This is a genomic window from Bacillus sp. FSL W7-1354, assembly GCF_038002405.1.
Lineage (GTDB): Bacteria > Bacillota > Bacilli > Bacillales > Bacillaceae > Bacillus > Bacillus paralicheniformis.
Window position 1 is genome coordinate 3,498,828 of sequence record NZ_JBBOCL010000001.1, and the last position, 17,388, is coordinate 3,516,215.

Genomic DNA, 17,388 nt, shown 5'->3' on the forward strand with positions numbered 1-17,388 from the left:
GGAAATTGATCATGCCAAAAGTAGCTTTATATAACCAAAACGGTTCTACTGCTGGTGATATCGAATTAAACGACTCTGTATTTGGAATCGAGCCAAATGAGAGCGTAGTATTCGACGCTATTCTTATGCAAAGAGCTTCCTTACGTCAAGGAACTCATAAAGTAAAAAATCGTTCGGAAGTACGTGGCGGAGGTCGCAAACCTTGGCGTCAAAAAGGTACCGGCCGTGCTCGTCAGGGATCTATCCGTTCACCGCAATGGCGCGGAGGTGGTATCGTATTCGGTCCTACACCACGCAGCTATGCATATAAATTACCGAAAAAAGTTCGCCGCTTGGCTATCAAATCAGCATTGTCTTCTAAAGTGAATGACAACAACTTGATCGTTCTTGAAGATCTTAATCTTGATGCGGTTAAAACAAAAGAAATGGCAGCTATCCTTAAAGGTCTGTCTATCGAGAAGAAAGCTTTAATCGTAACTGCGGATGCAAACGAGACAGTTGAACTATCTGCTCGTAACCTTCCAGGAGTTACTGTTGTTGAAGCTAACGGAATCAACGTCCTCGATGTTGTCGGTCATGAGAAGCTTGTGATCACGAAAGCAGCGGTTGAAAAAGTAGAGGAGGTGCTTGCATAATGAAAGATCCTCGTGATGTTCTAAAGCGCCCCGTCATTACTGAACGTTCTGCTGATTTAATGACTGAGAAAAAATATACGTTTGAAGTAGACGTAAGAGCTAACAAAACAGAAGTGAAAGACGCTGTTGAGCAAATCTTTGGAGTGAAAGTTGAAAAAGTCAACATCATGAACTACAAAGGGAAATTCAAACGTGTCGGCCGCTACTCTGGTATGACAAACAAACGCAGAAAAGCGATTGTTAAGCTTACTGAAGACAGCAAAGAAATCGAAATTTTTGAAGCTTAATCACTTGTAAAAAGAAGGAGGGAAATTCAAAATGGCGATTAAAAAGTACAAACCGACCTCTAACGGACGTCGCGGCATGACTACGTCTGATTTCGCGGAAATCACGACAGATCAGCCGGAAAAATCCTTGCTTGCCCCGCTTCACAAAAAAGGCGGACGCAACAACCAAGGTAAATTAACTGTACGTCATCAAGGCGGCGGACATAAACGCCAATACCGTATTATCGACTTCAAACGCGATAAAGATGGTATACCTGGACGCGTTGCTACAGTTGAGTACGATCCAAACCGTTCAGCTAACATTGCTCTAATTAACTATGTAGACGGAGAAAAACGCTACATCCTGGCTCCTAAGGGCCTTCAAGTAGGAACTGAAATCATGTCAGGACCAGAAGCTGACATTAAAGTAGGTAACGCACTTCCACTGATCAACATCCCTGTTGGTACAGTCGTGCACAACATTGAATTGAAACCTGGAAAAGGCGGACAGCTTGTACGTTCAGCTGGTACATCTGCTCAAGTTCTTGGTAAAGAAGGAAAATACGTTCTTGTGCGTCTGAACTCCGGTGAAGTTCGCATGATTCTTTCTGCTTGCCGCGCTTCTATCGGTCAAGTAGGTAACGAACAGCACGAACTGATCAACATCGGTAAAGCAGGACGTTCACGCTGGAAAGGCATCCGTCCTACAGTTCGCGGTTCTGTTATGAACCCTAACGATCACCCGCACGGTGGTGGTGAAGGACGCGCTCCGATCGGACGTAAATCACCTATGTCTCCATGGGGTAAACCAACTCTTGGATTCAAAACTCGTAAGAAAAAGAACAAATCAGATAAATTCATCGTACGTCGTCGTAAAAATAAATAACGGGGTTGTCTACGGTTCATATCGGACCGTAGTGCAATCACGAAGGGAGGTTCCAAAATGGCTCGCAGCTTAAAAAAAGGACCATTTGTCGATGATCATCTAATGACAAAAATCGAGAAATTAAATGAAGCGGATAAGAAACAAGTTGTGAAAACTTGGTCTCGCCGTTCTACTATTTTCCCGCAATTTATCGGTCACACAATCGCAGTCTATGATGGACGCAAACATGTGCCTGTTTACATCTCTGAAGATATGGTAGGTCACAAGTTGGGTGAATTCGCACCGACACGCACTTACAAAGGTCATGCTAGTGATGACAAAAAAACAAGACGCTAATGAGAGGAGGCTTTTAAATGCAACAAGCTAAAGCTGTCGCAAGAACAGTCCGTATTGCTCCTCGTAAGGCACGTCTAGTAATGGACCTGATTCGAGGCAAGCAAGTAGGTGAAGCAGTATCGATCTTAAACCTTACGCCAAAAGCTGCTTCCCCGATTATTGAAAAAGTTTTAAAATCTGCTATCGCTAACGCTGAGCACAACTACGAAATGGATGCAAACAACCTGGTTGTTACTCAAGCTTACGTGAACGAAGGCCCTACGTTGAAAAGATTCCGTCCGCGCGCTATGGGACGTGCAAGCCAAATCAACAAACGTACGAGCCACATTACTATCGTTGTATCAGAAAAGAAGGAGGGATAACTCGTGGGTCAAAAGGTAAATCCAGTCGGTCTTCGTATTGGTGTTATACGTGATTGGGAATCTAAGTGGTACGCTGGCAAAGATTACGCTGACTTCCTTCACGAAGATCTGAAAATCCGTGAATTTATTAATCAACGCCTGTCTGACGCTTCTGTTTCTAAAGTGGAAATCGAGCGTGCGGCAAACCGTGTAAATATTACGATCCACACAGCTAAGCCTGGTATGGTTATCGGTAAAGGCGGTTCTGAAGTCGAAGCGCTTCGCAAAGCCCTTAACAGCCTTACTGGCAAGCGTGTACACATTAACATTCTTGAAATCAAAAGAGCTGATCTTGATGCTCAGCTAGTTGCTGATAACATCGCTCGTCAATTGGAAAACCGCATCTCTTTCCGTCGTGCGCAAAAGCAACAAATCCAACGCACAATGCGCGCTGGTGCACAAGGAATTAAAACAATGGTTTCCGGTCGTCTTGGCGGCGCAGACATCGCTCGTTCTGAATACTACAGTGAAGGAACTGTTCCATTGCACACACTTCGTGCAGACATCGACTATGCTACATCTGAAGCTGACACAACTTACGGCAAGCTTGGTGTAAAAGTCTGGATCTATCGTGGAGAGGTTCTTCCTACTAAGAAGAAAACTGAGGAAGGAGGAAAATAATATGTTAATGCCAAAACGCGTTAAATATCGCAGAGAGCATCGCGGAAAAATGCGCGGCCGTGCAAAAGGCGGCTCTGAAGTGCATTTCGGTGAATACGGCATCCAGGCTCAAGAAGCTTCTTGGATTACAAACCGTCAAATCGAAGCTGCGCGTATCGCAATGACTCGTTACATGAAACGTGGCGGTAAAGTTTGGATCAAAATTTTCCCTTCTAAGCCTTATACAGCTAAGCCTCTAGAGGTTCGGATGGGTTCCGGTAAAGGTGCTCCTGAAGGATGGGTAGCTGTTGTAAAACCGGGCAAAGTTTTATTTGAAATTTCTGGTGTGTCTGAGGAAGTCGCTCGTGAAGCTCTTCGTCTTGCATCTCACAAATTGCCAATTAAAACGAAGTTCGTAAAACGTGAAGAAATTGGTGGTGAATCAAATGAAAGCTAATGAAATTCGTGACCTTACCACTGCTGAAATTGAACAAAAAGTAAAGTCTCTTAAAGAAGAACTTTTCAATCTTCGCTTTCAATTAGCGACAGGACAACTTGAAAACACTGCTCGCATTCGTGAAGTGCGCAAGTCAATCGCGCGCATGAAAACTGTGATTCGGGAAAGAGAAATTGCTGCCAACAAATAATTCCGGAGGGAGGTTCTCTAAAACATGAGCGAACGCAATCAGCGCAAAGTCTACCAAGGACGTGTTGTTTCTGACAAAATGGATAAAACCATTACTGTTGTTGTAGAAACTTACAAAAAACATTCACTCTACGGTAAACGCGTAAAGTACTCTAAAAAATTCAAAGCACATGATGAAAATAACCAAGCTAAAATCGGAGACATCGTAAAGATCATGGAAACTCGTCCATTATCTGCGACTAAACGTTTTCGTCTAGTTGAAGTTGTCGAAGAAGCTGTTATTATCTAATAAAGTTCGGAAACCTTTTTCCGAAGGGAGGTAACAAATAATGATTCAACAAGAGACTCGTTTAAAAGTAGCTGATAACTCTGGTGCCCGTGAAGTATTAACAATCAAGGTGCTTGGTGGTTCTGGACGCAAAACAGCTAACATTGGTGATGTCATTGTTTGCACGGTTAAACAAGCAACACCAGGAGGCGTTGTCAAAAAAGGTGAGGTCGTAAGAGCTGTAATCGTACGTTCTAAGAGCGGTGCGCGCAGAAATGACGGATCTTACATCAAATTCGATGAAAATGCATGTGTTATCATCCGTGACGACAAAAGCCCGCGCGGAACTCGTATCTTCGGACCTGTAGCACGTGAACTTCGTGATAACAACTTCATGAAAATTGTTTCTCTAGCTCCAGAAGTACTTTAATGATATCAATGCCGGACTAAGGAGGTGCGATCAGGATGCATGTTAAAAAAGGCGATAAAGTAATGGTTATCTCTGGTAAAGACAAAGGGAAACAAGGTGTGATCCTTGCAGCTTTCCCTAAAAAAGACCGCGTAATCGTTGAGGGTGTCAACATGGTGAAGAAGCACTCAAAGCCGACTCAAGCTAACCCTCAAGGCGGAATTTTAAATCAAGAGGCGCCAATTCATGTGTCAAACGTAATGCCGCTCGATCCTAAAACAGGTGAAGTGACTCGCGTAGGATACAAAGTGGAAAATGGCAAAAAAGTTCGTATTGCAAAAAAATCTGGGCAAGTTCTAGATAACTAGTAATAAAGGAAGGGAGGTCTATCTCATGAACCGCCTTAAAGAAAAGTACAATAAAGACATTACACCTGCATTAATGAAAAAGTTCGAATACAAATCTGTGATGCAAGTGCCTAAAATTGAAAAAATCGTAATCAACATGGGTGTTGGTGACGCTGTTCAAAACGCTAAAGCTATCGATAGCGCTGTTGAAGAACTAACGTTTATCGCTGGTCAGAAACCTGTCGTTACTCGTGCGAAGAAATCTATTGCTGGATTCCGTCTTCGTGAAGGAATGCCAATCGGTGCGAAAGTAACTCTTCGCGGAGAGCGCATGTACGATTTCCTTGATAAACTAATTTCTGTTTCTTTACCACGTGTTCGTGACTTCCGCGGAATTTCAAAAAAATCTTTTGACGGTCGCGGAAACTACACACTAGGAATCAAAGAACAGCTGATCTTCCCTGAAATTGACTATGATAAGGTAACTAAAGTTCGCGGTATGGACATCGTTATCGTAACGACTGCCAACACTGATGAAGAAGCTCGTGAACTGTTAACTCAATTAGGTATGCCATTCCAGAAATAATCAATGAAAGGGAGGCGAAATCGTGGCTAAAAAGTCAATGATTGCGAAACAAAAACGCACACCGAAGTTTAAAGTACAAGAGTACACTCGCTGCGAACGCTGCGGCCGTCCGCACTCTGTTATTCGTAAATTTAAACTTTGCCGTATTTGTTTCCGTGAACTTGCATATAAAGGACAAATTCCTGGCGTTAAAAAAGCCAGCTGGTAATCCCCGTTTATGGGAAGGAGGTTATTAAATAATGGTTATGACAGATCCGATTGCAGATATGCTGACTCGAATTCGTAATGCAAACATGGTACGTCATGAGAAGCTCGAAATTCCTGCTTCGAAGTTGAAAAGAGAAATCGCTGAAATCTTGAAAAGAGAAGGTTTCATCCGTGACGTAGAATTCATTGAAGATAACAAGCAAGGTATCATCCGTGTTTTCTTGAAATACGGACAAAACAACGAGCGTGTCATCACTGGCCTTAAGAGAATCAGCAAACCAGGTCTGCGCGTTTACGCTAAGTCAAACGAAGTGCCTCGCGTACTGAACGGACTTGGAATCGCAATTCTTTCTACATCACAAGGTGTGTTAACAGATAAAGAAGCCCGCGCTAAACAGGCTGGCGGAGAAGTATTAGCATACGTTTGGTAAGAAGTTTAACATGAATGGAGGTGTTTGGTATGTCTCGTGTAGGTAAGAAGCTACTTGAGATTCCTTCAGGCGTTACAGTTACTCTGAACGACAACACTGTAACCGTGAAAGGACCAAAAGGAGAATTAACTCGTACGTTTCATCCTGATATGAAGATTAAAATTGAGGACAATGTACTTACTGTAGAGCGTCCTTCAGATAATAAAGAACACCGTGCGCTGCATGGCACAACTCGCAGCATCATCGGAAACATGGTTGAAGGTGTATCTAAAGGTTTTGAAAGAGGTTTGGAATTAGTCGGTGTCGGTTACCGTGCTTCTAAATCCGGAAACAAACTTGTTTTGAACGTTGGATACTCTCACCCTGTAGAAATCGTTCCTGAAAACGGAATTGAAATCGAAGTTCCATCTCAAACAAAAGTGGTTGTAAAAGGTACAGATAAAGAGCGTGTTGGAGCTACTGCTGCAAACATTCGCGCTGTACGTTCTCCAGAACCTTACAAAGGCAAAGGGATCCGCTATGAAGGAGAAATGGTTCGTCGTAAAGAAGGTAAATCTGCTAAGTAAAACCGCTTAATGTGAGAAAGGAGTGACCCAGATGATTACGAAAACAAGCAAGAATGCTGCACGTCTTAAAAGACACGGTCGTGTTCGCGCGAAGCTTTCAGGAACCCCTGAGAGACCTCGTCTAAATGTTTTCCGTTCAAACAAACATATTTACGCACAAGTGATCGATGATGTGAACGGTGTTACACTTGTGAGTGCATCAACTCTTGATAAAGACTTTAACGCTGAAAATGGCAGCGATACGTCTGCGGCTGCAAAAGTTGGCGAGCTTGTTGCAAAACGCGCTTCTGAAAAAGGTATCACAAATGTCGTGTTCGACCGTGGCGGTTACCTTTATCATGGACGTGTAAAAGCATTGGCTGATGCTGCACGCGAAGCTGGATTAGAATTTTAATAAAAGAAGGAGGGACATATGAATATGCGTCGTATTGACCCAAGCAAATTAGAGTTAGAAGAACGCTTAGTTACCGTTAACCGCGTAGCGAAAGTTGTTAAAGGTGGTCGTCGTTTCCGCTTCGCAGCTCTAGTCGTTGTCGGTGACAAAAACGGACACGTAGGATTCGGTACTGGTAAAGCACAAGAAGTACCAGAAGCGATCCGCAAAGCTGTTGAAGATGCGAAAAAGAATTTGATCGAAGTACCAATGGTTGGAACTACAATTCCACACGAAATCATCGGACGTTTCGGTGCAGGAAACATCTTGTTAAAACCTGCTTCTGAAGGTACGGGAGTTATCGCTGGAGGCCCAGTACGTGCGGTACTTGAGCTTGCAGGTGTAGCTGATATCCTTTCTAAGTCTTTAGGTTCTAACACACCGATCAACATGATCCGTGCAACAGTCCAAGGTTTAAGCGAGCTGAAACGCGCTGAGGACGTTGCGAAGCTTCGTGGAAAATCTGTAGAAGAACTGTTAGGATAAGGAGGGAACATTAATGGCTAAATTAGAAATTACCCTCAAACGCAGTGTAATCGGACGCCCGGAAGATCAGCGTATTACTGTAAGAACGCTCGGTTTAAAGAAAACAAACCAAACTGTCGTTCATGAAGACAACGCTGCAATCCGCGGTATGGTTAACAAAGTATCTCATTTAGTTTCTGTTAAAGAACTTTAAAAATAAACGATAGGCTAAGGAGGTGTCCAAATGAAACTTCATGAATTAAAGCCCGCAGAAGGTTCACGTAAAACGCGCAACCGCGTAGGTCGTGGTATTGGTTCTGGTAACGGTAAAACAGCAGGTAAAGGTCATAAAGGTCAAAACGCTCGTTCTGGCGGCGGTGTACGTCCTGGATTCGAGGGTGGACAAATGCCTTTGTTCCAACGTCTTCCTAAACGCGGTTTCACAAACATCAACCGCAAGGATTTCGCTGTAGTCAACCTAGACAAACTCAACAGCTTTGCAGAAGGGACGGAAGTTACTCCTGAACTTCTTTTAGAAACAGGTGTAATCAGCAAGTTGAAATCTGGAGTGAAAATTCTTGGCGACGGTCAATTAGAAAAGAAATTAACTGTTAAAGCCAATAAATTCTCCGCTTCTGCTAAACAAGCAATTGAGGCTGCTGGCGGTACAGCTGAGGTGATCTAACTTGTTTAAGACAATCTCCAATTTTATGCGTGTGAAGGATATTCGGAATAAGATTATCTTCACTCTTTTAATGCTTATCGTCTTTCGTCTCGGTTCGTTCATTCCTGTGCCGCATGTAAACACAGAAGTTTTAAAGGCACAGGATCAAATGAGCGTATTTGGGATTCTAAACACATTTGGCGGCGGTGCATTGTTCAACTTCTCCATTCTTGCGATGGGAATCATGCCTTACATCACAGCTTCAATCATCATTCAGCTCCTGCAGATGGATGTTGTGCCGAAGTTTACCGAATGGTCTAAGCAAGGAGAAGTTGGTCGCCGAAAACTAGCACAGTTCACAAGGTACTTCACAATCGTTCTTGGATTTATCCAGGCTTTAGGTATGTCTTACGGGTTTAACAACATGGCCGGCGGCGCGTTGATTACAAACCCTGGAGTCGGTACTTATTTGCTTATTGCGGTTGTACTAACTGCTGGAACTGCTTTTTTAATGTGGCTGGGAGAACAAATTACGTCTCATGGAGTTGGTAACGGAATATCCATTATCATCTTCGCCGGTATCGTTGCCGGCATTCCGCAGACGATTAATCAGATCTACGCTCAGCAGTTTGTAGATGCTGGAGATCAGTTATTCTTGCAAATCATAAAGGTTGTCGTTATATTGGTTGCGATTTTGGCGATTGTCGTTGGCGTTATTTTCATCCAACAGGCAGTTAGAAAAATCTCAATTCAATATGCGAAAGGTTCAGGCCGTTCACCGGTTCCTGGCGGCCAGTCTACACACTTGCCGCTGAAGGTTAACCCGGCGGGAGTTATTCCGGTTATCTTTGCAGTAGCATTTATCACCACTCCGCGGACCGTGGCAACATTTTTTGGTACCAATGACGTCACGAATTGGATTCAAAAAACGTTTGATTACACGCATCCGGTCGGAATGGGAGTTTATGCGGCGTTGATCATCGCCTTTACCTATTTCTATGCATTTGTGCAGGTAAACCCTGAGCAAATGGCCGATAATCTTAAAAAACAAGGTGGCTATATTCCGGGAGTTCGTCCAGGAAAAATGACTCAAGATAGAATTACGAGCATTTTGTATCGACTTACATTTGTAGGCTCCATATTCTTGGCCGTGATTGCCATTCTTCCTGTCTTGTTCGTTAATATTGCTGGGCTGCCTTCATCTGCACAAATTGGTGGAACAAGTTTGCTGATTGTCATCGGGGTTGCACTTGAAACAATGAAGCAGCTTGAAAGCCAGCTGGTAAAACGAAACTATCGTGGATTTATGAAGCACTAGAGGAAATGGGGCGCGCCCATTCCCTCTAAAATAGAGAGGACGGGGAATCCGAAATGAACTTAGTCTTAATGGGACTGCCTGGGGCCGGTAAAGGGACACAGGCTGAACGGATTGTTGAAGATTTTGGGATACCTCATATCTCAACAGGAGACATGTTCCGCGCTGCGATGAAAGAAGAAACGGATCTGGGACTCGAAGCCAAATCATACATTGATAAAGGTGAGCTTGTTCCGGATGAAGTGACAATTGGTATTGTCAGGGAGAGACTTGGCAAGAATGATTGTGACGGAGGTTTTCTTCTGGACGGATTTCCGAGAACAGTCGCTCAAGCTGAAGCACTTGAGGAAATTCTTAAAGGACTTGGCAAGTCGATTGACCATGTCATCAACATTCAAGTCGATAAAGATGCATTGATGGAACGTCTGACAGGACGCAGAATCTGCAGAAACTGCGGTGCAACTTATCATTTAGTCTTTAATCCGCCTGCGAAAGAAAATGTATGCGACAAGTGTGGAGGAGAGCTTTATCAGCGTGAAGACGATAATGAAGCTACTGTATCTACACGGTTAGAGGTCAACATGAAGCAAACCCAGCCTTTACTCGATTTCTATGCGGATAAAGGATATCTCGTAAACATTGACGGGCAGAAGCACATCAATGAAGTTTACGCTGATATAAAGGAGCTTCTCGGAGGCCTGGACAAATGATTATTTGTAAAACTCCCCGAGAAATCGAAATCATGCGGGAAGCCGGAAGAATTGTCGCTTTAACTCATCAGGAGCTGAAAAAGCACATTAAACCCGGCATCTCGACAAAAGAACTGGATCAAATTGCCGAACGTTTTATTACAAAGCAAGGTGCAATCCCGTCTTTTAAAGGGTATAATGGTTTTCGCGGGAGCATTTGCGTTTCGGTCAACGAAGAACTCGTGCACGGTATTCCGGGAAAACGGGTCCTTCGCGACGGAGACATCATCAGCATCGATATCGGTGCGAAGCTGAACGGTTATCATGGTGACTCTGCATGGACTTATCCAGTGGGTACGATTAGCGATGATGATCAAAAGCTGCTGGATGTGACAGAGGAGTCTTTATATAGAGGCTTGAAGGAAGCAAAACCGGGAGAACGTTTGTCGAATATTTCCCACGCAATTCAAACGTATGTCGAAAGCGAACAATTTTCAGTCGTCAGGGAATATGTAGGACACGGGGTAGGGCAGGATCTTCATGAGGATCCGCAAATTCCTCACTACGGTCCGCCGAACAAAGGCCCGCGTTTAAAGCCTGGCATGGTCCTGGCCATTGAGCCGATGGTCAATGCAGGCACACGCTATGTCAAAACATTGGCTGACAACTGGACGGTTGTAACTGTGGACGGGAAGAAGTGTGCTCACTTTGAACACACGATTGCCATAACGGAAGCCGGTTTTGAGATACTGACAAAAGCCTAGGTGAAATGAGATGTATCGGAAAACACCTGAAATTGGACAGTTCGTACGCATAGCAAGAGGCCGCGAAATGAACCAATACGCAGTTGTTATTGATATAGTCGATCATCATCATGTGCTGGTAGCAGACGGAGAAAAGCGTAAATTTCATTCTCCTAAGAAAAAGAATATCAATCATTTAACCTTTTATGATTGCGTATCTCCGGAAGTTCAGAACAGTATAAACGAAACAGGGCGTGTGACAAACGGAAAATTGAGATTTTCTCTTTTGAAATTTGTCAGAGAGCAAGTTACTGATTTGAAGAAGGGAGAACACTTGAATGGCGAAAGACGATGTAATTGAAGTGGAAGGTACTGTAGTCGAAACGCTGCCAAACGCAATGTTCAAAGTTGAACTTGAGAATGGCCATACGGTTTTGGCTCACGTATCTGGTAAAATCCGCATGCACTTCATTCGCATTTTACCTGGAGACAAAGTTACGGTAGAATTATCTCCATATGACTTAACTCGTGGTAGAATTACGTACCGTTACAAATAAAGCACTCCGGAAATTGAAGGAGGTTGGAAACACATGAAAGTGAGACCATCAGTTAAACCGATCTGTGAAAAATGTAAGGTCATTCGCAGAAAAGGAAAAGTAATGGTGATCTGTGAAAATCCAAAGCATAAACAAAAACAAGGATAATTTTTAAGGAGGTGCGAGAGAGATGGCTCGTATTGCTGGTGTAGATATCCCACGTGATAAACGTGTTGTTATTTCATTAACATACATCTTTGGAATCGGTCGTACAACGGCTCAGCAAATCTTAAAAGAAGCTGGAGTTTCTGAAGATACTCGCGTTCGTGATTTGACTGAAGAAGAACTTGGTAAAATCCGTGACGTGATTGACAAATTGAAAGTTGAAGGTGACCTTCGCCGTGAAGTGTCTCTTAACATCAAACGTCTGATCGAAATCGGAAGCTACCGCGGAATTCGTCATCGTCGCGGATTGCCTGTTCGCGGTCAAAATACTAAAAATAACGCGCGTACTCGTAAAGGTCCGCGTCGTACTGTAGCTAACAAGAAAAAATAAGCAAGGGAGGTAATTAAACAATGGCTGCTGCTCGTAAAACAAACACGCGTAAACGCCGCGTGAAAAAGAATATTGAATCTGGAATTGCTCATATCCGTTCAACTTTCAACAACACGATTGTTACTATCACAGATGTTCATGGTAATGCTCTTTCTTGGTCAAGCGCCGGATCTCTTGGATTTAAAGGTTCTAAAAAATCCACTCCGTTCGCTGCGCAAATGGCCGCTGAAACAGCTGCTAAAGGTTCTATCGAACATGGACTTAAAACTCTTGAAGTTACTGTAAAAGGACCTGGTTCTGGCCGTGAAGCTGCAATTCGTGCACTTCAAGCTGCTGGACTGGAAGTTACAGCAATCAGAGACGTAACGCCTGTTCCTCATAACGGATGCCGTCCGCCAAAACGTCGCCGCGTGTAATTTGTTTGTATAGATTTTGTGTCCCTGTCAATAATGGGTTATGATACAGTTAATTTATAAAACGAATGCACACTCGTTGCCTGAGCACATACGGGACTAAACAATGGGGAATTTCGGATAGAATCAGAGAAATTCTTTCCGGGGTTTCGACGTTTTGAAGGAGGGTTTTATGAAATGATCGAGATTGAAAAACCAAAAATCGAAACGGTTGAAATCAGCGACGATGCCAAGTATGGTAAATTTGTCGTAGAGCCACTTGAGCGTGGATATGGTACAACTTTGGGTAACTCCTTACGTCGTATCCTTTTATCCTCACTCCCTGGTGCCGCTGTAACATCGATCCAAATAGATGGTGTACTGCATGAATTCTCGACGATCGAAGGCGTCGTTGAAGATGTTACAACGATTATCTTAAACATTAAAAAACTTGCACTGAAAATCTACTCTGAAGAAGAGAAGACGCTTGAGATTGATGTACAGGGTGAAGGAGTTGTAACAGCTGCTGATATTACCCACGACAGTGATGTTGAGATTTTGAATCCTGATCTTCACATTGCGACTCTTGGCCAAAATGCGAGTTTTCGAGTTCGCTTAACCGCTCAAAGAGGTCGCGGGTATACACCAGCTGACTCGAATAAGAGAGACGATCAGCCAATTGGGGTCATCCCGATTGATTCCATCTTTACACCTGTTTCTCGTGTAACATATCAAGTTGAGAATACTCGTGTGGGTCAGATTACAAACTATGACAAACTTACGCTTGACGTATGGACAGATGGAAGCACTGGACCAAAAGAAGCAATTGCGCTTGGTTCAAAGATTTTGACTGAACACCTTAATATTTTTGTCGGTTTGACCGACGAAGCTCAGCATGCTGAAATCATGGTTGAAAAAGAAGAGGACCAAAAAGAAAAAGTTCTTGAAATGACTATTGAAGAGCTCGATCTTTCAGTCCGTTCTTACAACTGCTTGAAGCGTGCGGGAATCAATACAGTTCAAGAACTTGCGAACAAAACTGAAGAAGATATGATGAAAGTTCGCAACCTGGGTCGCAAGTCGCTTGAAGAAGTAAAAGCGAAACTTGAAGAACTTGGACTTGGCCTTCGCAAAGACGATTGACTAGTTTCCATGTGAACTAGGATTTTCGTGTGTTTTTTATTTCAGATCGAGTATTTCAATAAAGGAGGGGACACCACATGTCATACAGAAAACTAGGACGCACTAGTGCACAGCGTAAAGCAATGCTGCGTGATCTTACAACAGACTTGATCATCAACGAGAGAATCGAAACAACAGAAGCTCGCGCGAAAGAACTTCGCTCTGTTGTAGAAAAAATGATTACACTTGGCAAGCGCGGAGATTTACACGCACGCCGCCAAGCAGCTGCATACATCCGCAATGAGGTTGCAGATGCAGAGAAAGACCAAGATGCACTCCAAAAACTTTTCTCTGATGTAGCACCTCGTTATGAAGAGCGCCAAGGCGGATACACACGTATTATGAAGCTTGGTCCTCGCCGTGGTGACGGAGCACCAATGGCTATCATCGAATTGGTTTAATCACATATTTTGTGTGTCTAAAGAAGGGCGGGACAGTTTTTAACTGGATCTATGCCCTTTTTTTAGATACCGGGAAATTTTCTATGATAAAAGAATAGTCAGAAAAGCAGAGCTTTAGAGGAGAGGAGGCCGGACGGGCAAATGAATCAAGATCGATTAATCGCTGCAGAGGATATCACGTTTCGCTACCAGAAAGATGCGGACAGGCCTGCGCTTGATCATGTATCTTTCCATGTGTCGAAAGGAGAATGGCTTGCGATCGTAGGTCACAACGGCTCAGGGAAGTCGACGCTCGCCCGTGCTTTAAACGGACTGATCCTGCCTGACGAAGGATCGATTGAAGTCGGCGGTATTCAGCTGACGGAAGAGACGGTCTGGGATGTCCGAAAAAAAATCGGCATGGTGTTTCAAAATCCGGATAACCAATTTGTCGGGACAACCGTCCGCGATGATGTGGCTTTTGGTTTAGAAAACAACGGAGTTCCAAGAGAAGACATGGTGGAAAGGGTGGATTGGGCCGTTCAACAGGTGAACATGCAAGAATTTCTCGATCAAGAGCCGCACCATCTCTCTGGAGGGCAAAAGCAGCGTGTTGCGATTGCGGGAGTGCTTGCCGCCCGTCCTGACATCATGATTCTCGACGAGGCGACTTCCATGCTCGACCCGATGGGACGGGAAGAAGTGCTGGATACGGTCAGAAGGCTGAAAGACCAGGGAATGGTTACGGTCATTTCGATTACACATGACTTAAACGAAGCTGCTAAGGCCGACCGGATCATCGTCATGAACGGCGGAAGAAAATTTGCCGAAGGCACGCCGCAGGAAGTCTTTCGTCTGAATCAAGACCTGATAAAAATCGGGCTTGATTTGCCTTTTTCTTTTCAGCTCAGCCAAATGCTGAAGGAAAGCGGTCTGGCTTTGAAAGGCGATCATCTGACACAAGAAGGATTGGTGAATGAGCTATGGACATTGAAATCAAAGATGTAGAGCACCGATACCAGATGAAAACGCCTTTTGAACGCCTTGCGATCTATGATGTCAACGCCGTGATTAAAGAAGGAAGCTATGTCGCAGTGATCGGCCATACAGGATCGGGAAAATCGACGTTGCTTCAGCACCTGAACGGGCTTTTAAAACCGACAAAAGGACAGATACGCCTCGGCGGGGACGTTCTCGAAGCAGGCAAAAAGAATAAACACTTAAAAGCTTTGCGGAAAAAGGTCGGGATTGTCTTTCAGTTTCCTGAACATCAGCTGTTTGAAGAAACAATTTTAAAGGACATTTCATTCGGCCCGATCAATTTCGGCATGAGCCGGGAGAAGGCGGAAGAAAAGGCGAGGGAAATGCTGAAGCTTGTAGGTTTGGATGAGGAGCTGTCCGACAGGTCCCCGTTTGAACTAAGCGGCGGGCAAATGCGCCGCGTGGCCATTGCGGGAGTGCTGGCGATGGAGCCGGAGGTTCTCGTCCTCGATGAACCGACGGCAGGGCTCGACCCAAGAGGCCGCAAAGAGATCATGGACATGTTCTACAGCCTCCATAAGCAGAGGAATCTGACGACGATTCTCGTCACCCACAGTATGGAAGATGCGGCGGCGTATGCAGATGAACTGATTGTGATGCATAAAGGCACGGTCAAAGCAAAAGGGACGCCGCGGGAGCTTTTTTCAAGGAAAGACGATATCGCTGCCTTTGGGCTTGATTTGCCGGAAACGATTAAATTCCAAAAACGTCTTGAAGAAACGCTGGGCATTACGTTCAAAGCGCCGATCTTGACGATTGAAGAAGCAGCCTCCGAAATTAAAGCTCTTTTTCAGGAGGAAAATGCCCTATGATGGACAATATCATTATCGGCAAATATGTACCCGGGACATCGATCATTCACCGGCTTGATCCGCGTACAAAGCTGTTAACCATTTTCCTTTTTGTCTTTATCGTTTTTTTCGCGAATAATACGGAAACATATGCACTGCTCGGCCTGTTTACGGTCGCAGCCGCAGCTTTGTCGGGCGTTCCGGTGCGATTCCTTTTAAAAGGGATGAAGCCCGTGTTCTGGATTGTGCTGTTTACGTTTCTGCTTCATATTTTTATGACAAGGGAAGGGCCGCTTCTCGCCGATCTCGGCTTGTTTAAAATTTATGAGCAGGGGCTTGTTCAAGGGATTTTTATTTCGCTGCGCTTTGTTTACCTCATCATGATCACAACGATTTTAACATTGACGACGACTCCAATCGAAGTGACCGATGGTTTGGAGCATTTGCTCGGTCCGTTTAAAAAATTAAAGCTTCCCGTTCATGAACTCGCTCTCATGATGTCCATCTCCCTCAGATTTATACCGACTCTGCTCGAAGAGACGGATAAGATCATGAAAGCGCAAATGGCAAGAGGCGTTGATTTTACGAACGGCCCGGTCAAAGAACGTGTCAAAGCGATCGTTCCTCTTCTTGTTCCGCTGTTTGTCAGTGCCTTTAAAAGAGCCGAAGAGCTTGCAACTGCGATGGAGGCGCGAGGATACAGGGGAGGGGAAGGCCGTACAAAATACAGGCAGCTGACGTGGAAATGGAAGGATACTTCCGTGCTCCTCATTTTAGCTGGTCTTGGCGTATTGCTAATTTTATTGCGGACTTAGGTGATAGACGATGAGAATGAAGTGTACGATTTCATATGACGGACACCTTTTTTACGGCTACCAAGTGCAGCCTGGTCAAAGAACGGTGCAGGATGAGCTTGAAAAAGCGCTGCAAACGCTCCATAAAGCGAAGGAGCGTATTCCTGTCGTTTCATCCGGGCGCACCGACAGCGGCGTTCACGCGGTCGGACAGACGATTCATTTTGACAGTCCGCTATCCATCCCTGAGGCGAAATGGCCGTATGCTTTGAATGCCCTGCTGCCTGATGATATATCGGTCCACAATGCGGAAGCTGTGGATGATCAATTTCATGCGAGGTTTTCTGCAAAAAGAAAAGAATACCGGTATATGATTTACAGGGGCAGACATCCGGACGTTTTTAAACGCCACTATGCATACCATGTTCCGTATGACCTTGATATGGAAAAAGTCCAAGAAGCCTCCCGCTTTCTGGTTGGAACCCATGATTTCACAAGCTTTTGTGCAACCAAAACCGAAGTGAAGGACAAAGTTAGAACGGTCTATGAACTCGAATGGTCTGACACAGGGGACGGACTGCAGATGAGGATTGTGGGCAGCGGATTTTTGTATAACATGGTTAGAATCATTGCCGGCACGCTTCTTGATGTAGGAACCGGAAAATTTTCCCCTGGAGACATTGAAAAGATGATTCTTGCCAGAAGCCGCGATGCCGCAGGGCGCACTGCACCGGCGCACGGCTTGTATTTATGGCGTGTTATCTATGACAACTAAACCAGGTGTAACATTTTCTTGACAGAGAGTACAGAAAGTTATAAGATA

33 protein-coding genes are annotated in these 17,388 nt (G+C 44.4%); all 33 read left to right on the top strand.

Going from position 1 to position 17,388, the window contains the following annotated elements:
* Positions 1-11 precede the first annotated feature (11 nt).
* The 33 genes from rplD to truA all read left to right on the top strand — a co-directional run bounded on the left by rplD (position 12) and on the right by truA (position 17,340).
* Positions 12-635 (top strand): 50S ribosomal protein L4, encoded by a 624-nt coding sequence (gene rplD / locus MKZ04_RS17745; protein WP_020449859.1) that lies wholly within the window; start codon positions 12-14, stop codon positions 633-635.
* On the top strand, positions 635-922 hold the full coding sequence (gene rplW / locus MKZ04_RS17750; protein WP_020449860.1) for a 50S ribosomal protein L23: 288 nt from the start codon (positions 635-637) through the stop codon (positions 920-922). Before rplD ends, rplW begins: the two co-directional genes overlap by 1 nt.
* Before the next feature lie 31 nt (positions 923-953).
* The gene (rplB, locus tag MKZ04_RS17755; RefSeq protein WP_020449861.1) at positions 954-1,787 is read left to right on the top strand and encodes a 50S ribosomal protein L2; all 834 of its coding nucleotides are present in this window, start codon (positions 954-956) and stop codon (positions 1,785-1,787) included.
* Between the two features lie 57 nt (positions 1,788-1,844).
* A complete protein-coding gene (rpsS, locus tag MKZ04_RS17760; protein ID WP_003178334.1) occupies positions 1,845-2,123 on the top strand; it encodes a 30S ribosomal protein S19 in 279 nt (92 codons plus the stop codon).
* Between the two features lie 17 nt (positions 2,124-2,140).
* The gene (rplV, locus tag MKZ04_RS17765) at positions 2,141-2,485 is read left to right on the top strand and encodes a 50S ribosomal protein L22 (protein ID WP_020449862.1); all 345 of its coding nucleotides are present in this window, start codon (positions 2,141-2,143) and stop codon (positions 2,483-2,485) included.
* A gap of 3 nt (positions 2,486-2,488) precedes the next feature.
* Positions 2,489-3,145 (top strand): 30S ribosomal protein S3, encoded by a 657-nt coding sequence (gene rpsC / locus MKZ04_RS17770; protein WP_003178339.1) that lies wholly within the window; start codon positions 2,489-2,491, stop codon positions 3,143-3,145.
* A 1-nt stretch (position 3,146) separates the two neighbouring features.
* Positions 3,147-3,581 (top strand): 50S ribosomal protein L16, encoded by a 435-nt coding sequence (gene rplP / locus MKZ04_RS17775; protein ID WP_020449863.1) that lies wholly within the window; start codon positions 3,147-3,149, stop codon positions 3,579-3,581.
* Positions 3,571-3,771 (top strand): 50S ribosomal protein L29, encoded by a 201-nt coding sequence (gene rpmC / locus MKZ04_RS17780; RefSeq protein WP_003178343.1) that lies wholly within the window; start codon positions 3,571-3,573, stop codon positions 3,769-3,771. The genes rplP and rpmC overlap by 11 nt, the downstream gene beginning before the upstream one ends.
* 24 nt (positions 3,772-3,795) lie before the next feature.
* Positions 3,796-4,059: a 30S ribosomal protein S17 gene (gene rpsQ / locus MKZ04_RS17785; RefSeq protein ID WP_003178345.1), complete on the top strand. Its 264-nt coding sequence runs from the start codon at positions 3,796-3,798 to the stop codon at positions 4,057-4,059.
* A gap of 40 nt (positions 4,060-4,099) precedes the next feature.
* On the top strand, positions 4,100-4,468 hold the full coding sequence (gene rplN, locus MKZ04_RS17790) for a 50S ribosomal protein L14 (protein ID WP_020449864.1): 369 nt from the start codon (positions 4,100-4,102) through the stop codon (positions 4,466-4,468).
* A 35-nt stretch (positions 4,469-4,503) separates the two neighbouring features.
* A complete protein-coding gene (rplX, locus tag MKZ04_RS17795) occupies positions 4,504-4,815 on the top strand; it encodes a 50S ribosomal protein L24 (protein ID WP_003178350.1) in 312 nt (103 codons plus the stop codon).
* A gap of 25 nt (positions 4,816-4,840) precedes the next feature.
* Positions 4,841-5,380: a 50S ribosomal protein L5 gene (gene rplE, locus MKZ04_RS17800; RefSeq protein WP_020449865.1), complete on the top strand. Its 540-nt coding sequence runs from the start codon at positions 4,841-4,843 to the stop codon at positions 5,378-5,380.
* Between the two features lie 22 nt (positions 5,381-5,402).
* On the top strand, positions 5,403-5,588 hold the full coding sequence (gene rpsN, locus MKZ04_RS17805; protein ID WP_003178353.1) for a 30S ribosomal protein S14: 186 nt from the start codon (positions 5,403-5,405) through the stop codon (positions 5,586-5,588).
* Positions 5,589-5,619: 31 nt separating this feature from the next.
* Entirely contained in the window at positions 5,620-6,018 is a 399-nt protein-coding gene (gene rpsH, locus MKZ04_RS17810; protein ID WP_003178355.1) for a 30S ribosomal protein S8, read from the top strand.
* Positions 6,019-6,047: 29 nt separating this feature from the next.
* Complete coding sequence (rplF, locus tag MKZ04_RS17815) at positions 6,048-6,584, top strand: 50S ribosomal protein L6 (RefSeq protein WP_003178356.1); 537 nt, start codon at positions 6,048-6,050, stop codon at positions 6,582-6,584.
* 31 nt (positions 6,585-6,615) lie between these two features.
* Positions 6,616-6,978, top strand: a complete 363-nt coding sequence (gene rplR / locus MKZ04_RS17820; RefSeq protein ID WP_020449866.1) for a 50S ribosomal protein L18 — start codon at positions 6,616-6,618, stop codon at positions 6,976-6,978.
* A 24-nt stretch (positions 6,979-7,002) separates the two neighbouring features.
* The gene (rpsE, locus tag MKZ04_RS17825; protein WP_023855910.1) at positions 7,003-7,503 is read left to right on the top strand and encodes a 30S ribosomal protein S5; all 501 of its coding nucleotides are present in this window, start codon (positions 7,003-7,005) and stop codon (positions 7,501-7,503) included.
* Positions 7,504-7,516: 13 nt separating this feature from the next.
* Positions 7,517-7,696, top strand: coding sequence for a 50S ribosomal protein L30 (gene rpmD, locus MKZ04_RS17830; protein ID WP_020449868.1), 180 nt, complete (start codon positions 7,517-7,519; stop codon positions 7,694-7,696).
* 30 nt (positions 7,697-7,726) lie between these two features.
* Complete coding sequence (gene rplO, locus MKZ04_RS17835; protein WP_020449869.1) at positions 7,727-8,167, top strand: 50S ribosomal protein L15; 441 nt, start codon at positions 7,727-7,729, stop codon at positions 8,165-8,167.
* Position 8,168: 1 nt separating this feature from the next.
* Entirely contained in the window at positions 8,169-9,464 is a 1,296-nt protein-coding gene (gene secY, locus MKZ04_RS17840) for a preprotein translocase subunit SecY (RefSeq protein WP_020449870.1), read from the top strand.
* Between the two features lie 53 nt (positions 9,465-9,517).
* Positions 9,518-10,171, top strand: a complete 654-nt coding sequence (locus MKZ04_RS17845; RefSeq protein WP_020449871.1) for an adenylate kinase — start codon at positions 9,518-9,520, stop codon at positions 10,169-10,171.
* Positions 10,168-10,914, top strand: coding sequence for a type I methionyl aminopeptidase (map, locus tag MKZ04_RS17850; RefSeq protein WP_023855909.1), 747 nt, complete (start codon positions 10,168-10,170; stop codon positions 10,912-10,914). Before MKZ04_RS17845 ends, map begins: the two co-directional genes overlap by 4 nt.
* A 10-nt stretch (positions 10,915-10,924) precedes the next feature.
* On the top strand, positions 10,925-11,254 hold the full coding sequence (locus MKZ04_RS17855) for a KOW domain-containing RNA-binding protein (RefSeq protein ID WP_023855908.1): 330 nt from the start codon (positions 10,925-10,927) through the stop codon (positions 11,252-11,254).
* Positions 11,232-11,450, top strand: coding sequence for a translation initiation factor IF-1 (gene infA / locus MKZ04_RS17860; RefSeq protein WP_003178377.1), 219 nt, complete (start codon positions 11,232-11,234; stop codon positions 11,448-11,450). The genes MKZ04_RS17855 and infA overlap by 23 nt, the downstream gene beginning before the upstream one ends.
* Before the next feature lie 33 nt (positions 11,451-11,483).
* Complete coding sequence (gene rpmJ / locus MKZ04_RS17865; RefSeq protein ID WP_003156543.1) at positions 11,484-11,597, top strand: 50S ribosomal protein L36; 114 nt, start codon at positions 11,484-11,486, stop codon at positions 11,595-11,597.
* 22 nt (positions 11,598-11,619) lie between these two features.
* Positions 11,620-11,985, top strand: coding sequence for a 30S ribosomal protein S13 (rpsM, locus tag MKZ04_RS17870; RefSeq protein ID WP_003178378.1), 366 nt, complete (start codon positions 11,620-11,622; stop codon positions 11,983-11,985).
* Positions 11,986-12,005: 20 nt separating this feature from the next.
* Complete coding sequence (rpsK, locus tag MKZ04_RS17875) at positions 12,006-12,401, top strand: 30S ribosomal protein S11 (RefSeq protein ID WP_020449874.1); 396 nt, start codon at positions 12,006-12,008, stop codon at positions 12,399-12,401.
* A 174-nt stretch (positions 12,402-12,575) separates the two neighbouring features.
* A complete protein-coding gene (locus MKZ04_RS17880) occupies positions 12,576-13,520 on the top strand; it encodes a DNA-directed RNA polymerase subunit alpha (RefSeq protein WP_020449875.1) in 945 nt (314 codons plus the stop codon).
* A gap of 77 nt (positions 13,521-13,597) precedes the next feature.
* Positions 13,598-13,960, top strand: coding sequence for a 50S ribosomal protein L17 (rplQ, locus tag MKZ04_RS17885; RefSeq protein WP_020449876.1), 363 nt, complete (start codon positions 13,598-13,600; stop codon positions 13,958-13,960).
* A gap of 141 nt (positions 13,961-14,101) precedes the next feature.
* Complete coding sequence (locus MKZ04_RS17890) at positions 14,102-14,947, top strand: energy-coupling factor ABC transporter ATP-binding protein (RefSeq protein ID WP_328066888.1); 846 nt, start codon at positions 14,102-14,104, stop codon at positions 14,945-14,947.
* A complete protein-coding gene (locus tag MKZ04_RS17895) occupies positions 14,923-15,792 on the top strand; it encodes an energy-coupling factor ABC transporter ATP-binding protein (RefSeq protein WP_020449878.1) in 870 nt (289 codons plus the stop codon). Before MKZ04_RS17890 ends, MKZ04_RS17895 begins: the two co-directional genes overlap by 25 nt.
* Complete coding sequence (locus MKZ04_RS17900) at positions 15,789-16,586, top strand: energy-coupling factor transporter transmembrane component T family protein (protein ID WP_023855906.1); 798 nt, start codon at positions 15,789-15,791, stop codon at positions 16,584-16,586. Before MKZ04_RS17895 ends, MKZ04_RS17900 begins: the two co-directional genes overlap by 4 nt.
* A 10-nt stretch (positions 16,587-16,596) precedes the next feature.
* Positions 16,597-17,340 carry a tRNA pseudouridine(38-40) synthase TruA gene (gene truA / locus MKZ04_RS17905; protein WP_025810423.1) on the top strand — a complete coding sequence of 248 codons (744 nt, stop codon included), beginning with the start codon at positions 16,597-16,599 and terminating at the stop codon, positions 17,338-17,340.
* Positions 17,341-17,388: the final 48 nt, after the last annotated feature.

Coding starts and splice junctions, on each gene's coding strand:
- MKZ04_RS17855 (WP_023855908.1), top strand. CDS start 10,925: ATGTATCGGAAAACACCTGAAATTGGACAGTTCGTACGCATAGCAAGA.
- rpmD (WP_020449868.1), top strand. CDS start 7,517: ATGGCTAAATTAGAAATTACCCTCAAACGCAGTGTAATCGGACGCCCG.
- rplN (WP_020449864.1), top strand. CDS start 4,100: ATGATTCAACAAGAGACTCGTTTAAAAGTAGCTGATAACTCTGGTGCC.
- MKZ04_RS17900 (WP_023855906.1), top strand. CDS start 15,789: ATGATGGACAATATCATTATCGGCAAATATGTACCCGGGACATCGATC.
- rpsS (WP_003178334.1), top strand. CDS start 1,845: ATGGCTCGCAGCTTAAAAAAAGGACCATTTGTCGATGATCATCTAATG.
- rplF (WP_003178356.1), top strand. CDS start 6,048: ATGTCTCGTGTAGGTAAGAAGCTACTTGAGATTCCTTCAGGCGTTACA.
- map (WP_023855909.1), top strand. CDS start 10,168: ATGATTATTTGTAAAACTCCCCGAGAAATCGAAATCATGCGGGAAGCC.
- rplQ (WP_020449876.1), top strand. CDS start 13,598: ATGTCATACAGAAAACTAGGACGCACTAGTGCACAGCGTAAAGCAATG.
- rplV (WP_020449862.1), top strand. CDS start 2,141: ATGCAACAAGCTAAAGCTGTCGCAAGAACAGTCCGTATTGCTCCTCGT.
- rplO (WP_020449869.1), top strand. CDS start 7,727: ATGAAACTTCATGAATTAAAGCCCGCAGAAGGTTCACGTAAAACGCGC.
- truA (WP_025810423.1), top strand. CDS start 16,597: ATGAGAATGAAGTGTACGATTTCATATGACGGACACCTTTTTTACGGC.
- rplE (WP_020449865.1), top strand. CDS start 4,841: ATGAACCGCCTTAAAGAAAAGTACAATAAAGACATTACACCTGCATTA.
- rplR (WP_020449866.1), top strand. CDS start 6,616: ATGATTACGAAAACAAGCAAGAATGCTGCACGTCTTAAAAGACACGGT.
- rplX (WP_003178350.1), top strand. CDS start 4,504: ATGCATGTTAAAAAAGGCGATAAAGTAATGGTTATCTCTGGTAAAGAC.
- rpsE (WP_023855910.1), top strand. CDS start 7,003: ATGCGTCGTATTGACCCAAGCAAATTAGAGTTAGAAGAACGCTTAGTT.
- rpsK (WP_020449874.1), top strand. CDS start 12,006: ATGGCTGCTGCTCGTAAAACAAACACGCGTAAACGCCGCGTGAAAAAG.
- rpsH (WP_003178355.1), top strand. CDS start 5,620: ATGGTTATGACAGATCCGATTGCAGATATGCTGACTCGAATTCGTAAT.
- MKZ04_RS17890 (WP_328066888.1), top strand. CDS start 14,102: ATGAATCAAGATCGATTAATCGCTGCAGAGGATATCACGTTTCGCTAC.
- rpmC (WP_003178343.1), top strand. CDS start 3,571: ATGAAAGCTAATGAAATTCGTGACCTTACCACTGCTGAAATTGAACAA.
- MKZ04_RS17845 (WP_020449871.1), top strand. CDS start 9,518: ATGAACTTAGTCTTAATGGGACTGCCTGGGGCCGGTAAAGGGACACAG.
- rplB (WP_020449861.1), top strand. CDS start 954: ATGGCGATTAAAAAGTACAAACCGACCTCTAACGGACGTCGCGGCATG.
- rpsM (WP_003178378.1), top strand. CDS start 11,620: ATGGCTCGTATTGCTGGTGTAGATATCCCACGTGATAAACGTGTTGTT.
- rpsQ (WP_003178345.1), top strand. CDS start 3,796: ATGAGCGAACGCAATCAGCGCAAAGTCTACCAAGGACGTGTTGTTTCT.
- rpmJ (WP_003156543.1), top strand. CDS start 11,484: ATGAAAGTGAGACCATCAGTTAAACCGATCTGTGAAAAATGTAAGGTC.
- rplD (WP_020449859.1), top strand. CDS start 12: ATGCCAAAAGTAGCTTTATATAACCAAAACGGTTCTACTGCTGGTGAT.
- infA (WP_003178377.1), top strand. CDS start 11,232: ATGGCGAAAGACGATGTAATTGAAGTGGAAGGTACTGTAGTCGAAACG.
- rplP (WP_020449863.1), top strand. CDS start 3,147: ATGTTAATGCCAAAACGCGTTAAATATCGCAGAGAGCATCGCGGAAAA.
- MKZ04_RS17895 (WP_020449878.1), top strand. CDS start 14,923: ATGGACATTGAAATCAAAGATGTAGAGCACCGATACCAGATGAAAACG.
- rplW (WP_020449860.1), top strand. CDS start 635: ATGAAAGATCCTCGTGATGTTCTAAAGCGCCCCGTCATTACTGAACGT.
- MKZ04_RS17880 (WP_020449875.1), top strand. CDS start 12,576: ATGATCGAGATTGAAAAACCAAAAATCGAAACGGTTGAAATCAGCGAC.